Origin of the sequence: Brevibacillus aydinogluensis, assembly GCF_961514395.1 — a bacterium.
Classification (GTDB): Bacteria; Bacillota; Bacilli; order Brevibacillales; family Brevibacillaceae; genus Brevibacillus; species Brevibacillus aydinogluensis.
In genome coordinates this window covers 2,358,890-2,372,286 of record NZ_OY569118.1, presented here as the reverse complement: position 1 = coordinate 2,372,286, position 13,397 = coordinate 2,358,890, and the positions used below count along the sequence as shown (strand labels likewise).

15 protein-coding genes and 1 pseudogene are annotated in these 13,397 nt (G+C 58.4%); all 16 read left to right on the top strand.

All coding sequences use genetic code 11. The features are described 5' to 3' along the window. Positions 1–6: 6 nt before the first annotated feature. The 16 genes and pseudogenes from spoIIIAF to Q7F15_RS11575 all read left to right on the top strand — a co-directional run bounded on the left by spoIIIAF (position 7) and on the right by Q7F15_RS11575 (position 13,337). Complete coding sequence (gene spoIIIAF / locus Q7F15_RS11650) at positions 7–654, top strand: stage III sporulation protein AF (protein ID WP_304414391.1); 648 nt, start codon at positions 7–9, stop codon at positions 652–654. A gap of 22 nt (positions 655–676) precedes the next feature. Continuing rightward, positions 677–1,330: a stage III sporulation protein AG gene (spoIIIAG, locus tag Q7F15_RS11645; protein ID WP_171565613.1), complete on the top strand. Its 654-nt coding sequence runs from the start codon at positions 677–679 to the stop codon at positions 1,328–1,330. Positions 1,331–1,342: 12 nt separating this feature from the next. After that, on the top strand, positions 1,343–2,008 hold the full coding sequence (locus tag Q7F15_RS11640; protein WP_171565612.1) for a SpoIIIAH-like family protein: 666 nt from the start codon (positions 1,343–1,345) through the stop codon (positions 2,006–2,008). Positions 2,009–2,247: 239 nt separating this feature from the next. Beyond that, the gene (gene accB, locus Q7F15_RS11635) at positions 2,248–2,748 is read left to right on the top strand and encodes an acetyl-CoA carboxylase biotin carboxyl carrier protein (RefSeq protein ID WP_171565611.1); all 501 of its coding nucleotides are present in this window, start codon (positions 2,248–2,250) and stop codon (positions 2,746–2,748) included. Positions 2,749–2,764: 16 nt separating this feature from the next. Next, positions 2,765–4,120: an acetyl-CoA carboxylase biotin carboxylase subunit gene (gene accC, locus Q7F15_RS11630; RefSeq protein ID WP_304414390.1), complete on the top strand. Its 1,356-nt coding sequence runs from the start codon at positions 2,765–2,767 to the stop codon at positions 4,118–4,120. 71 nt (positions 4,121–4,191) lie between these two features. After that, complete coding sequence (locus tag Q7F15_RS11625; RefSeq protein WP_029099468.1) at positions 4,192–4,602, top strand: Asp23/Gls24 family envelope stress response protein; 411 nt, start codon at positions 4,192–4,194, stop codon at positions 4,600–4,602. Between the two features lie 97 nt (positions 4,603–4,699). Beyond that, a complete protein-coding gene (gene amaP / locus Q7F15_RS11620; RefSeq protein WP_304414389.1) occupies positions 4,700–5,257 on the top strand; it encodes an alkaline shock response membrane anchor protein AmaP in 558 nt (185 codons plus the stop codon). 12 nt (positions 5,258–5,269) lie between these two features. Further along, positions 5,270–5,482, top strand: coding sequence for a DUF2273 domain-containing protein (locus Q7F15_RS11615; protein WP_171565704.1), 213 nt, complete (start codon positions 5,270–5,272; stop codon positions 5,480–5,482). 48 nt (positions 5,483–5,530) lie between these two features. Further along, on the top strand, positions 5,531–5,935 hold the full coding sequence (gene nusB, locus Q7F15_RS11610; RefSeq protein WP_171565608.1) for a transcription antitermination factor NusB: 405 nt from the start codon (positions 5,531–5,533) through the stop codon (positions 5,933–5,935). 19 nt (positions 5,936–5,954) lie between these two features. Next, positions 5,955–6,914, top strand: a complete 960-nt coding sequence (locus Q7F15_RS11605) for a tRNA (adenosine(37)-N6)-threonylcarbamoyltransferase complex transferase subunit TsaD (protein WP_171565607.1) — start codon at positions 5,955–5,957, stop codon at positions 6,912–6,914. A 92-nt stretch (positions 6,915–7,006) separates the two neighbouring features. After that, a complete protein-coding gene (gene folD / locus Q7F15_RS11600; RefSeq protein ID WP_171565606.1) occupies positions 7,007–7,861 on the top strand; it encodes a bifunctional methylenetetrahydrofolate dehydrogenase/methenyltetrahydrofolate cyclohydrolase FolD in 855 nt (284 codons plus the stop codon). A 12-nt stretch (positions 7,862–7,873) separates the two neighbouring features. After that, a complete protein-coding gene (xseA, locus tag Q7F15_RS11595; protein WP_304414388.1) occupies positions 7,874–9,253 on the top strand; it encodes an exodeoxyribonuclease VII large subunit in 1,380 nt (459 codons plus the stop codon). Next, complete coding sequence (gene xseB / locus Q7F15_RS11590) at positions 9,222–9,479, top strand: exodeoxyribonuclease VII small subunit (protein WP_171565604.1); 258 nt, start codon at positions 9,222–9,224, stop codon at positions 9,477–9,479. The genes xseA and xseB overlap by 32 nt, the downstream gene beginning before the upstream one ends. Beyond that, positions 9,476–10,372, top strand: a complete 897-nt coding sequence (locus tag Q7F15_RS11585) for a polyprenyl synthetase family protein (RefSeq protein ID WP_304414387.1) — start codon at positions 9,476–9,478, stop codon at positions 10,370–10,372. Before xseB ends, Q7F15_RS11585 begins: the two co-directional genes overlap by 4 nt. Before the next feature lie 270 nt (positions 10,373–10,642). Continuing rightward, positions 10,643–12,528 (top strand): annotated as a pseudogene (gene dxs / locus Q7F15_RS11580) (1-deoxy-D-xylulose-5-phosphate synthase). Next, positions 12,525–13,337 (top strand): TlyA family RNA methyltransferase, encoded by an 813-nt coding sequence (locus Q7F15_RS11575; protein ID WP_304414386.1) that lies wholly within the window; start codon positions 12,525–12,527, stop codon positions 13,335–13,337. The pseudogene dxs and the gene Q7F15_RS11575 overlap by 4 nt, the downstream one beginning before the upstream one ends. The last annotated feature ends 60 nt before the right edge of the window (positions 13,338–13,397 follow it).

Here is a 13,397-nt window from a genome sequence, read left to right as displayed (position 1 = left end):
AAGCGAATGACATGGCTGACCTTGTGGCTGAAAAAAATCATCCTGCTGGTGCTGCTCGCCGCCTTTCTCGATCTGATCCTGCCCAATACCAGTCTGCAGCGGTACGTCAAAATGGTCATGGGTTTGATTCTGTTGCTGACGATCATTTCGCCCGTTTTTTCCCTGTTCAATCTCTCGCAGGAAGAACTGGCGCTCCAGATTGACCGCTATCAGGCAGAGCTGGACCGCCCCGCCGATGCCGAGTGGAAGCGCATCGCAGAAAAGCTGGCGGGCGCGCGTGACAAGCAGGTGCGGGCGTACGTGCAGAAGCAGGTGGAGGAAGCGGTCCGCGCCCGCGTAAAAGAGGCGTACGGACTGGAGCTTAGCGGCGTGAACGTAACCCTGGAGCAAAGCGCCCAACAGCCGGAGCTGCGCCGCATCGAACTGATCGTGGGAGAGGAGAGGGAGCGGTCTTCCGGGGAGATCAAGCCGATTGAGCCGTTTCAGCCGGTGCACATCGATCTGAGCAGGCCGCCGTCCTCTGTTGACCCGGCGGAAGTGCCGAAGGCGGAGCAGCAAGACAATCCCCTGTACAGGCGGATTGCCCGCGACGTCGCCCAGCAGTGGGGATTGACGGAGGAGCAGGTGGTCGTCCTGTCGCGGCCGGCCGGGTGAACAGCGCTGAAGAAGGAATCATATGAGCGAGGTGAAGGACGTGTTTGCCAAGCTGAAAAAACTGTGGGAGGGGGATGGCGGCGACAAAAAGCTGAGGCCGATCCATTACTTCATCGTCATCATGGGCATCGGCATGGCGGTGATGATTTTGACCGACTTCCTGAAAGTGGAGCGGGATCAGCCGCTCAGCTTCGGAGTCGAGGGCAGCAATCCGACCGGCCCGCCGGACGGTGAAGCGAGCGTGCCGGCCATTGGAGGATCGTCCGCTCCCGACATCATCGCTGAATACGAGAACATGTACGAGACGCAGCTGCGGGAAATCCTCGGCAATGTAATCGGAGTCGGCAGCGTCGAAGTCATGGTAAACCTGGATTCCACCCCGGAGCTGGTCGTGGAGAAAAACCGCAACACGCGTTCTTCCACCAATCAGGAGACGGACAAGGATCGGGCTACCCGCAATCAGAGCGAACAGTCGCGCGACGAGCAGGTGGTCGTAATCAGCGGGAAGCAGGATCAGCCGGTAGTGATTAAGACGTTGAAACCCCGGGTGAGGGGCGTGCTGGTCGTCGCCAAGGGAGCCGACAATATTCAGGTCAAGGCGTGGATCACCGAGGCCGTCCAAAAAGTGCTGGACGTCCCCGCTTACAAGATATCCATTTTGCCCAAAAAGGGTTAGGAGGAATGGCAGATGATGCTCAGAAAACAGACAGTATGGTTGTTGACGATGCTGGCGGTGATGGTTGTCCTGTCCGGCTACTACCTGGTGAAGGGGCCGCAGGAGCAGATGCCGGCGTTAGGCCAGGAGCAGCAGGACCAACTGGATGGTGTGATCGTGGAAACCAAGCAAACGGACAAACCGGCGCCGGACGCCAAACCTGTGGAAGGGAAAGCCGAGGCAAACGCAGATTCGTCCCAAACGCCAGCCGCTGCGCCGGATGACGCGAAGCAGGCTGCCGACAAGCAGGAGGAAGACAGCGCGCTGATGACGGTGGGTGAGTCGGCGGCCGAGATCTTCCAAGGCTACAAGATGAAACGGGAAGCGCAGACCCAGCAGCAAAAAGACGAGCAGCTGGCAATCATGAGCAGCGCCGATGCCACGCCGCAGGCGGTCGCCGAAGCAAAAGCGAAGTACGACGAGCTGTCCAAGCTCGAATCAGCCACGATGGGGCTGGAAGAGATGCTGAAGGCGAGCGGCTACAAAGACGCGGTCGTGTTCGTGCAGGACGGCAAGGTGACGGTAATCGTCCAAAAAGACAAACTGAATGCCGATGAAGTCGTGGACATCATCGCCCAAGTGAAACAGCACCTGAACGTCTCCGCCAGCAACGTGACCGTCAGGTTCCAGGCTTCGTAGGCGTGCGGGGTGATTCATCCACCCATTCGCGTTTTAGACCATACTCGCGTTTTTGGCCATACTAAAGTGCGGCTGAATCGGGTATGCTTGTAAGGATTTTCCCTCTTCTCCAGCGAGAGCAGAGGGGAAATCCTTTCTTGACGTTGGGGATGGAGACAGGCTACCATGGTTTTATGACCTGATCCTACATACTCTTGTAAACTCCCTGGACATCCATTGAAACAAAGGAGTGCGTACGCGTGTTAAAAATTCATGAAATCCGCGAAATCATTAAGTTGATCGATCAATCTTCCATTAATGAATTTGAACTGGAAATGAACGGGACGAAAGTGACTCTGAAAAAATCGGTAGAAGCCGAGACGGTCGTAATTCCGCAGCCGGTCGTGCAGGCGGCACCCGCTGCTGTTCCGGCGGCTCAGGTGACGGCAGTGGAAGCGCCGGCAGCCCCCGCGCCTGCGGAAGCAGCAAAACCGGCGGCACCGGCACAGGAAGAAGCCAACCTGCACAAGATCGTGTCGCCAATGGTCGGCACCTTCTACCGCGCTCCCGAGCCGGGCAAACCGCCGTACGTGCAGCCGGGTGACAAGGTCACGCCGGACAAGGTGGTCTGCATCGTAGAGGCGATGAAATTGTTCAACGAAATCACGGCGGAAGTGACCGGGGAAATCGTGAAGGTGCTGGTCGAAGACGGCCAGCTGGTGGAATTCGGTCAACCGCTGTTCCTGGTAAAGCCTGAATAAAGTGGAGGAGAGCGGAATGTTCCAGAAAGTGTTGATTGCCAACCGCGGCGAGATTGCCGTACGGGTCATCCGCGCCTGCCGCGAGTTGGGCATTCGGACGGTCGCGGTCTACTCCGAAGCAGACCGTGACGCGCTTCACGTCAAGATGGCGGATGAAGCGTACTGCATCGGGCCGACGGCGTCCAAAGACAGTTACCTCAACATTGCCAACATCATGAGCGTGGCGACCAAGGTGGGCGCCGACGCGATTCATCCGGGGTATGGCTTTTTGGCCGAAAACGCCGACTTTGCCGAAATCTGTACCGCCTGCAACATCACGTTTATCGGGCCGGACCCGGAAGCGATCGTAAAGATGGGGGACAAGTCCACCGCCAAGGAGACGATGAAAGCGGCGGGCGTGCCCACAGTGCCCGGTACGGACGGTCTGATCGAAGATATTGACGACGCCATCCGTACTGCAAATGAGATCGGCTATCCGGTCATGGTCAAGGCGACAGCGGGCGGTGGCGGCCGTGGCATGCGCGTCGCCGTCAACGACGAGGATTTGGAAAAAGCAATCCGCCAGGCGCAAAGCGAAGCGAAAACGGCGTTTGGCAATCCGGGCGTCTACCTGGAGAAGTTCGTGGAAGGCCCGCGCCACGTGGAAATTCAGATCATGGCCGACAAGTACGGCAACGTCGTCTACCTGGGCGAGCGCGACTGTTCCATCCAGCGGCGTCATCAGAAGCTGATCGAAGAAGCGCCGTCCCCCGCTCTCAGCGAGGAACTGCGCAAGCAGATGGGGGAAGCCGCCGTCGCAGCCGCCAAGGCGGTCAACTATCACGGTGCCGGCACGGTCGAGTTTTTGGTGGACAAATACGGACAATTTTACTTCATGGAGATGAACACGCGCATCCAGGTGGAGCATCCGGTCACGGAGCTGGTCACCGGCATCGACCTGATCAAGGAGCAGATTCTGGTTGCAGCCGGCCAACCGCTGTCGTTCTCCCAGGACGACGTCAAGCTGAACGGATGGGCGATCGAGTGCCGTATCAATGCGGAGAATCCAGCCAAAAACTTCATGCCGTCGCCGGGACGCATCAACAACTACCTGGCGCCGGGCGGTTTTGGCGTGCGGGTGGACAGCGCCGCCTACGCCGGTTACACCATCCCGCCGTATTACGATTCGATGATCGCCAAGCTGATTGTTTGGGGCAAGGACAGACAGGAGGCGATCGAGCGGATGAAGCGGGCGCTCGGAGAATTCGTCGTCGACGGGATCACCACCACCATCCCGTTCCACTTGAAGGTGATGGATCACGAGGTGTTCATCAGCGGAGAGTTTGACACCAAATTCCTGGACAACTATGACCTTCAGCTGGATGAAGCCTGATCTTGCCTTGATTTGTAAAATGAGTGGGTGCTTGCTATAATGGAGTATAAAACCGCAGGGAGGTGCGAAGCATGGAAGAGTTTACTCCGGATTTAGAGAGAACAGAGCTTGGCAAAGTCCAGATCGCTCCCGAAGTCTTGGAAGTCATCGCCGGCATGGCCGCCTCGGAAGTGGAAGGCGTGGCCCATATGAGCGGCGGTTTCGTAGGCGAGATTGCCGAACGGCTCGGCCGTAAAAATATTGCTCGCGGCGTTCGCGTCGAAGTGGGATCGCGCGAAGCGGCAGTTGATGTATCGATCATTGTGAAATACGGACACCGCATCCCGGATGTCGCTCGGAATATTCAAGATAATGTGCGCAACGCGATCGAGAGCATGACAGGGCTGTCGGTTGTGGAAGTAAACGTACATATCGTCGATGTAGAGCTGAAGAGCGAAGAAAAAGCCCCGGCCGCCGTAGAAGAGTACCAGCGGGTTCGCTAGACGGCAGCGGAACCAATGCCCCCTGCTAGCCAGGGGGCATTTTCCTCATCATTGCCGGGATGGCCTCCTGTTCAAACAAGGCGAAAGGAAGATGTGTGTGAATTTGTTTGACCGCTTTATCTTGACGCTGTACAGCTTTGCCCTGATTGTGCTGTCCTGCGTTGCCATCGGGGCGACCAGCGGCCTGATCCCCGCTGCCTATCTGCGCCCCTATGTGGAGCAAATGCTGACCGGCAGCCATCCTGCGTATCTGATCGTCGCCATAATCTTTCTGATTGTCAGCCTGCGTTTCTTTTTCAGTTCGTTTCGCTCCCGCCAACCGAAAAGGGAACGGGGCATCCGGCAGCGCAGTGAGTTGGGGGAAGTGAACATTACCCTGCAGACGATCCAGACGATCGCCGAGCGGGCGGCGCGGCGCGTGAAAGGCGTTCGCGATCTGAAAACGGTAGTCAGGGCGCACGAGAGCGGCAACATGATCCTGCTGCGCGTCTCTGTGGACGGGGAAACCCCGCTGCCGGATTTGACCCAGCAGCTGCAGACCGTTGTCAAGGAGCAGGTGGAAGGCATCGCCGGCGTCATGATTTCCGAAGTGGCTGTCGTCGTCACCGAAGTGGCACAGTCTGAGATTTACGCGGCCCGCAGGCGGGTGGAATAGAGGGTGAACGGCATGTTATGGGAGTTGTTGTGGGAGCACAAGGGGAAACTACTGGGTGTGGCGGCCGGTCTTTTTTTCGGCATCATCTACCTTTTCGTCGGTTTTTGGGATACACTGGTGATTGTCGTGTTTGTCGGCACAGGGTATTACATCGGCCGCAAGCTGGACCACAAGGAAGATTTGCGGGAAATCCTGGACCGCATCCTGCCCGGCAAGTTTCGGTGATGGTCGGACCATCGTTTGCAACGGATTTTTGAGTAGAAGGTGAACGCAATGAAACGTAGAACAGCACGAGAAAAAGCAGTCCAATGCCTGTTCCAGATCGACATGGCTGACGTGCAGGTGGAAGACGCACTGAACCTCGTCATGGAAGACAGCGAGGAAGATCCGTCGTACCTGCGTTATCTGGTGGAAGGCACGTTAAAGCACCAGCAAGAGGTAGACGCGGAAATTCGCAAATTCCTGCGCGGCTGGCAGTTGGAGCGCATTGCCAACGTGGATCGGGCCATTCTCCGCCTGGCATTTTTTGAAATCATGTACGAACCGGACGTGCCGGACAGAGTCGTGATGAACGAAGCGATCGAGATCGCCAAATTGTTTAGTGACGAGCAGTCGCACCGTTACATCAACGGCGTGTTGTCCAGCTTTTTGCAGTCGCGCCAGACCGCCCAGGCGTAAAACAAGCAGGTGAGACAGCATGACGAAGGTATTGTTGGGAATTGATACGAGCAACTACCGGACATCGCTGTGCTTGGCAGAGGAAGACGGCCGGATTGTGGCAGAAGCAAAGCGCCTTCTCAAGGTGAAGGAAGGAAAGCGCGGCCTGCAGCAATCAGAAGCCGTCTTTCAGCATGTGATGAACCTGCCGGAGTTGAGCGAGCAATTGAAGTGGAACGACTACGAAATAGTTGCGGTATGTGCCAGCGAAAAGCCGCGTCCCGTGGAGGGATCGTACATGCCTGTGTTCAAGGTGGGGGAAGGGCTGGCGAAGTCTCTGGCCGCCTACCTGCGGGTACCCTGCCTGTTGACGACCCACCAGGAAGGGCATATCGCGGCAGGAGAGTTCACCGCGGAAAAACGGCCTCAGGGCGACAGCTTTCTCGCCGTTCACCTGTCCGGCGGGACGAGCGAGCTGTTGAAATGCGAACGGGAGGCGGCCGGATACCGCATTGAGAAGATAGGCGGAACGATCGACCTCCACGCCGGGCAGTTGGTGGACCGGATCGGGGTGGCGCTGGGACTGCCGTTTCCTGCGGGTCCTTTCCTGGAAAAAATGGCATGTGAAGCCAAAGGGGAGTTTCGCGTGGCGTCCGCAGTAGACGGCATGTCGTTCAGTTTCTCCGGACCGGAGGCGTCGCTGCTGCGGGCAGTGGAAAGCGGGACCATAGATCCGGCGGACATTGCGAGGGCGACAGAACAGTGTATCGCCAATACGCTGGAAAAGGCACTGCGCCATGCTGTCGAAGCGGGGCTGCCGCGGGAGATTCTCATCGTCGGGGGAGTCGCCGCCAACCGGTACATCCGCGAGCGTCTGATCAGACGGCTGGAGCACCCGGCCGTCAAGGCCAGTCTCTATTTTTGCGACCCGGAGTACTCCGGGGACAATGCATACGGCGTGGCAATGCTGGGATGGATGAAGTTGAAAGGCGAACGTTAAGAGGATATGAACTTTTTAAAATTCGCCTTTACATAAACTCCTTGAGTCGCTACACTAAGGGTAGCGAACTTGATGAAGGAGGTTTCTTCTCCATGGCAGCGACCATTTTGTACGGGAAGGACATTGCACAGGACATTCGCGCAGAATTGGCGAATGATGTGGAAGAATTGAAAAAACAGGGCGTGGAACCAGGATTGACGGTGATTTTGGTGGGGGATGACCCTGCCTCCCACTCCTACGTTCGCGGCAAGGAGCGGGGGTGTCAAGAGGTGGGCATCCGCTCGGAGGTCATTTACAAAGACGCTTCCATCAGCGAAGCGGAACTGTTGGACTTGATTCATCAATTGAATGAAAATCCGAACGTTCACGGCATATTGGTGCAGCTGCCGCTGCCGCCGCACATCTCCGAGAAAGCGGTGATCGAAGCCATCGCGCCGAAAAAGGATGTGGACGGCTTCCATCCCCTCAACGTCGGCAACATGATGATCGGATATGACACACTGCTTCCCTGCACGCCGCACGGCATCGTGGAATTGATCAAGCGGACGGGAACGCCCATTGCAGGCAAGCACGCGGTCGTGATCGGCCGCAGCAACATCGTGGGCAAGCCGGTCTCCTTCCTGCTGCAGCAGGAAAACGCCACGGTGACCATGTGCCACTCCCGCACGGTGGACCTGGCCGCGTATACTCGGCAGGCAGATATTCTCGTCGTGGCGGCAGGCAAGCCTCATTTGATCGGGCGGGAACACGTCAAACCGGGCGCTGTGGTGATTGACGTCGGCGTCAACCGGATTGAGACCGGCAAGCTGGTCGGGGATGTCAAGTTTGAGGAGGTGCGGGAGGTAGCCGGCTATCTCACGCCCGTCCCCGGTGGTGTCGGCCCGATGACGATTACCATGCTGCTGAAAAACACCGTCGCCGCTGCCAGAAAACAAACCGCCCGATAAGGGAGGGAGCGCATGGACACGCGACATGTATATACGGTCAGCGACTTGAATCGCTGCATCAAGCAGGTGCTGGAACGGGAACAGCACCTGCAGGACGTCTGGGTGCGGGGGGAAGTGTCCAATTTTACCCACCACACCAGCGGCCACATGTACTTGACATTGAAAGACAGCCAGTCCCGCATTAAAGTGGTCATGTTCGCCAGCTACAACCGCTTTTTGCGCTTTTTGCCCAAAGATGGAACCAAGGTGATTGTCCGTGGTTCCATCTCTGCCTATGAGCGGGACGGCGTCTATCAACTGTACGCCAGGGAGATGCAGCCGGACGGGCTGGGCTCCCTCTATTTGGCGTTTGAACAGTTGAAGGCGAAGCTGGCTGCGGAAGGCTTGTTTGCCCAGGAACGGAAGCGGCCGCTTCCGCGCTTTCCCAAGCGCGTTGGCGTGGTTACATCGCCGACAGGTGCGGCCATCCGCGACATCTGCACCACCATTAGACGGCGCTACCCGCAGGCGGAGATCGTCCTGTCCCCGGCGATCGTCCAGGGGGCGGAAGCTCCGGCGTCGATCGTGGCGGCGATCCACATCATCAATCAGCAGCCTGACATCGACGTGCTGATCGTCGGCAGGGGCGGCGGCTCGATCGAAGAGCTGTGGGCCTTCAACGACGAGCAGGTGGCGCGGGCGATCGCCGCATCCCGGATTCCGGTCATCTCCGCCGTGGGACACGAGACTGACGTGACCATCGCCGATTTTGTCGCAGACGTGAGGGCGGCCACTCCGACAGCGGCTGCCGAACTGGCCGTGCCGCATTACCTGGAGTGGGTGGAACGAGTCAAGCAGCTGGACGCGCGAATGCACAGGGCGCTGCGCGGACGGATGGCTTCCGAACGGAAACGGCTGGAAACCCTGATGCAATCCTACGCCATGCGCCGGCCCAAGCGGCGGGTGGAAGAAGCGCAGCAGCGCCTGGATGACGTGCAGAGCCGCATGCGTCAGGCGATGAAGCAGTTGGTGAGCCGTCGCACGGAGCGGTATGAACTGGTGGCTGCCCAGTTGAAACGGTTCCGGCCGACGGAAGCGGTCGCGGAGCGCAGGCGGGCCGTCAGCGCGCATCGGTCTCGCCTGGATGAGCTGGTCCGGCAGCGGGTGAATGAGGTGCGAATGGCATTTGCCGCTCGGATCGGTCAACTGGATGCGCTAAGCCCGTTGAAAGTGATGCAGCGCGGCTTTTCCCTGGTATATGCCAACGGGCGGTTGATCAAGTCAGTCGACCAGTTTGCCCCCGGAGACACTCTCATGGTACGATTAAGTGATGGCAGTGCTCAGGCACGCGTGGAACAGATTTACCGGGAGGAGAAGCGTAATGGCGCGGAAGAAGACGGATCAAGAGACTGACATGCAGTTTGAAGAGGCGATGAAGCGGCTGGAGGAAGTCGTCCACCGTCTGGAAGAGGGGGATATCGCGCTGGAGGAGGCGATCAGCCTCTATCAGGAAGGCGTGAAGCTGTCCCGCATCTGCAGTCAAAAGCTGGATGCAATCGAAGCGAAAATCACCCAGTTGGTGGAGGAAGACGGCCAATGGAAGCAAAAGCCGTTCCACGTGGAGGGCGAAGCGCAATGACCGACGCTTTCGCTTCCTACCTGACTGAAAAGACGGCATTGATCGAAGAACACCTGCTTCCCGGTCTGGAACGGGACGGCGTGCCGCATACACTGTACGAATCGATGAAATATTCCTTGATGGCGGGCGGCAAACGGCTGCGTCCGATGCTGGTGCTGGCGGTACTGGAAGCGCTGGACAAGCCGCTGAAGCGGGGGATTCCCTACGCCGTCGCGCTGGAAATGATTCATACCTATTCGCTGATTCACGACGACCTGCCGGCGATGGACGACGATGACCTTCGCCGCGGCAAACCGACCAATCACAAGGTGTTCGGGGAAGCGACCGCGATTCTGGCAGGGGATGCGCTGCTGACGCGTGCGTTTGGCTACATCGCCGAGGCGTACATGGACGATCCGGAGGTAAAGCCGGAGACGACCGTCCGGCTGATTGCCGAACTGGGAAAGCGGGCCGGTTCCGCCGGGATGGTCGGCGGGCAGATGGCAGACATCGAAGGGGAAGGCAAACGCCTCAACCTGGAAGAATTGGAGTACATCCACCGGCACAAAACCGGCGACCTGCTGATTGCCGCGTTGCGCGGCGGCGGGTGGTTGGCCGAGGCGACGCCGGCGCAGATGGACGCGCTGACCCGCTATGGGCTCTGTATCGGACTGGCGTTTCAAATCCAGGATGACATCCTCAACGTGGAAGGGGATGAAGCCCAACTGGGCAAGGCGGTGGGCAGCGACGCCGACCGGCAGAAGGCCACCTATCCTGCGCTGCTCGGACTGGAGGCGTCCAAAGAGCGGCTCGTCCAGCTGATCGCGGAGGCAAAAGCCGCGCTTGCCGAAGCGGGCTTGGAACATTCGGCCTTGGCCCCGCTGGCCGATTACGTGATGAACCGGACAAAGTAAACGGGTCAGGTATTCACGCCCGGTTCTTTTGAACCACTTTTATCGACAAATGCTGGCTATCCGCAGGGAAAGCCGGCTTTTTATTTTTCTCCCCGGAGCGGACAGTCTGGGTGATTACGGCAGCATGGCGGGCCTCTGGCAGATGAAAGTGGTCTTTTCGCCAAGAAACCGTTATAATGAAGCAAGCTGAACGCAGCGGATGTTTGCGTTATCATTTATGGATTGCAGCATGCCAATTGACGGAGAACGACTGGAAAGTGAGGAATCAAAATGCTGCTGACGACAGTCAACAATCCTCAGGATTTGAAAACGTGTTCGCTGCCCCAGCTGTACATGCTGGCCAGTGAAATTCGCCAGTTTCTAGTGGAAACCTTGTCCAAAACGGGCGGACACCTCGCTCCCAACCTGGGTGTGGTGGAACTGACGCTCGCATTGCACTACGTGTTCAACAGTCCGGAAGACAAATTGATCTGGGACGTAGGTCACCAAGCCTATGTACATAAAATCCTCACCGGCCGCCGCGAACTGTTTCCGACACTGCGCCAGTACAAGGGGTTGTGCGGCTTTCCCAAGATGAGCGAAAGCCCGCATGACGTCTGGGAAACGGGACACAGCAGTACGTCCCTGTCCGCGGCGATGGGCATGGCTACCGCGCGGGATCTGAAAAAGGAAAAGCACCATGTCGTGGCGATCATCGGGGACGGCGCCCTGACCGGGGGAATGGCGTTTGAAGCGCTGAACCACATCGGTCACGAGAAGAAAAACGTGATCGTGGTCCTGAACGACAACGAGATGTCGATCGCCCCCAATGTCGGCGCGCTGCACAATTACCTGGGCAAGCTGCGTTCTGCCGAAAACTACCGGAACGCCAAAAAAGAGCTGGAGCACCTGCTGAAATCGATACCCGCCGTGGGCGGCAGACTGGCCCATCTGGCGGAGCGGTTCAAGGACAGCTTGAAGTATTTGCTGGTCTCCGGCGTGCTATTCGAAGAGCTGGGCTTCACCTACATCGGCCCCATCGACGGCCACAACCTGGAACTGCTGCTCGACTCGCTGAAGACAGCCAAGCAGACCAGAGGGCCGGTACTGATTCACGCCATTACCAAAAAGGAAAGGGCTACGCCCCCGCCGAAGCCGATTCGGTCAAATGGCACGGCATCGGAACGTACAAGATCGAGTCAGGTCATACGCCGAAGTCTGCTCCGACGTACACGTCCGTCTTTGCGGACACGATGATCCAGCTCGCCGAAGCGGATGAACGGATTGTCGCCGTGACTCCGGCCATGCCGGCTGGTTCCGGGCTGCTCAAGTTTGGTGAGCGATTTCCGGATCGCCTGTTTGACGTAGGCATTGCCGAACAGCACGCCTGTACCTTTGCCGCCGGCCTGGCGACGCAGGGGCTGAAACCGGTGTATGCGGTCTACTCCACCTTTTTGCAGCGTGCGTACGACCAGTTGATTCACGATGTGGCGCGCCAAAAGCTGAACGTCATCTTCGCCGTCGACCGGGCGGGCCTGGTCGGAGCAGACGGGGAGACACACCAGGGCATGTACGACATCGCGTTCATGCGGACGATCCCCAACATGGTGATCATGGCGCCAAAGGACGAGAACGAACTGCGCCACATGATGAAAACGGCGGTGGCCTACGAAGACGGCCCCATCTCGTTCCGCTACCCGCGTCTGGCCATTCGCGGCGTAAAAATGGACGAGGAGCTGCAGGTCCTGCCGATCGGCAAAGCGGAAGTGGTGCGTGAGGGGAAAAACGTCGCCATCCTGTCGTTTGGCCACGTCTTCGAACTGGCGGAGGCAGCGGTGGAGCAGCTTGACAGCGAAGGCATCCAACCGATGCTGGTCAACGCCCGCTTCTGCAAGCCGCTGGATGAGGAGCTGCTGTTCCGCCTGGCGCGGGAAGGCTACGACATCGTCACCGTCGAAGAGGGAGCGGCGATGGGCGGTTTTGGCAGCGCCGTTCTCGAATGTCTGGCGGCGGCCGGGTTTCATCAGGTGCGCGTGGAAGTGGTGGCGGTGCCCGACTACTTTGTGGAACACGGCAGCGTGAAGGAACAGCGCGAGGAAGTGGGGCTGACGGCAGACGCCATCGCTGCCCGCGTGCGCGCCCTGCTGCCCATGACAAGGGGCGTTGTGGAAGCATGAAAAAAGAACGGGTAGACGTGCTCCTCGTCGAACGAGGGTTTTTTGAAACAAGGGAAAAGGCCAAGGCCGCCGTGATGGCCGGATTGGTCCTGGTGGGCGGCGAGCGCTGCGACAAGCCGGGGACCAAAATTCCTGAAGACACGCCGATCACCGTAAAGGGAGAGGTGCATCCCTACGTCAGCCGCGGCGGGTTGAAGCTGGAAAAAGCGCTGCGCGTGTTCGGGATTGATCTGAACGGCAGAGTGATGATGGACATTGGCGCGTCGACGGGCGGCTTTACCGACTGTGCGCTGCAGCACGGCGCGCGCCGTGTGTACGCGATTGACGTCGGGTACGGACAGCTTGCCTGGAGCCTGCGGCAGGACGAGCGTGTCGTAGTGATGGAGCGAACCAATTTTCGCCACATGGACCCGGATGCATTTGACGATGAGCGGCCGGACGCCGCCTCGATCGACGTTTCCTTCATCTCGCTGAAGCTGATCCTGCCCGTTTTGTACCGCTTTCTGGAACCGGGCGGGGATGTGGTTGCCCTCGTGAAGCCGCAGTTTGAAGCGGGCAAGGAAAACGTCGGCAAAAACGGCATCGTCCGCGATCCGGATATTCATGAAGCGGTGCTGGTTGATATCGGCCAGTTCGCTGTCAACACCGGGTTCTCTCTGCATGGATTGGATTACTCTCCCATCACTGGAGGCGAGGGGAACATCGAGTTTCTCCTGCACGCGCGAAAAAGCGAGGGCGGCCTGACTCCGGACGCCTGGCTGAAGCACACGGCGGAAGTGGTTTCCGTGGCCCATCGCGAATTGAAGTGAAATGTGGGACAAAAAGCCTCGATCACGCAGAATCGAGGCTTTTTTTATATGCATGAAAAG

Excerpts from the sequence above, each read along its gene's own strand:
- spoIIIAF (WP_304414391.1), top strand. The coding sequence starts at position 7 with ATGACATGGCTGACCTTGTGGCTGAAAAAAATCATCCTGCTGGTGCTG.
- spoIIIAG (WP_171565613.1), top strand. The coding sequence starts at position 677 with ATGAGCGAGGTGAAGGACGTGTTTGCCAAGCTGAAAAAACTGTGGGAG.
- Q7F15_RS11640 (WP_171565612.1), top strand. The coding sequence starts at position 1,343 with ATGATGCTCAGAAAACAGACAGTATGGTTGTTGACGATGCTGGCGGTG.
- accC (WP_304414390.1), top strand. The coding sequence starts at position 2,765 with ATGTTCCAGAAAGTGTTGATTGCCAACCGCGGCGAGATTGCCGTACGG.
- Q7F15_RS11625 (WP_029099468.1), top strand. The coding sequence starts at position 4,192 with ATGGAAGAGTTTACTCCGGATTTAGAGAGAACAGAGCTTGGCAAAGTC.
- Q7F15_RS11615 (WP_171565704.1), top strand. The coding sequence starts at position 5,270 with ATGTTATGGGAGTTGTTGTGGGAGCACAAGGGGAAACTACTGGGTGTG.
- nusB (WP_171565608.1), top strand. The coding sequence starts at position 5,531 with ATGAAACGTAGAACAGCACGAGAAAAAGCAGTCCAATGCCTGTTCCAG.
- Q7F15_RS11605 (WP_171565607.1), top strand. The coding sequence starts at position 5,955 with ATGACGAAGGTATTGTTGGGAATTGATACGAGCAACTACCGGACATCG.
- folD (WP_171565606.1), top strand. The coding sequence starts at position 7,007 with ATGGCAGCGACCATTTTGTACGGGAAGGACATTGCACAGGACATTCGC.
- xseA (WP_304414388.1), top strand. The coding sequence starts at position 7,874 with ATGGACACGCGACATGTATATACGGTCAGCGACTTGAATCGCTGCATC.
- xseB (WP_171565604.1), top strand. The coding sequence starts at position 9,222 with ATGGCGCGGAAGAAGACGGATCAAGAGACTGACATGCAGTTTGAAGAG.
- Q7F15_RS11585 (WP_304414387.1), top strand. The coding sequence starts at position 9,476 with ATGACCGACGCTTTCGCTTCCTACCTGACTGAAAAGACGGCATTGATC.
- Q7F15_RS11575 (WP_304414386.1), top strand. The coding sequence starts at position 12,525 with ATGAAAAAAGAACGGGTAGACGTGCTCCTCGTCGAACGAGGGTTTTTT.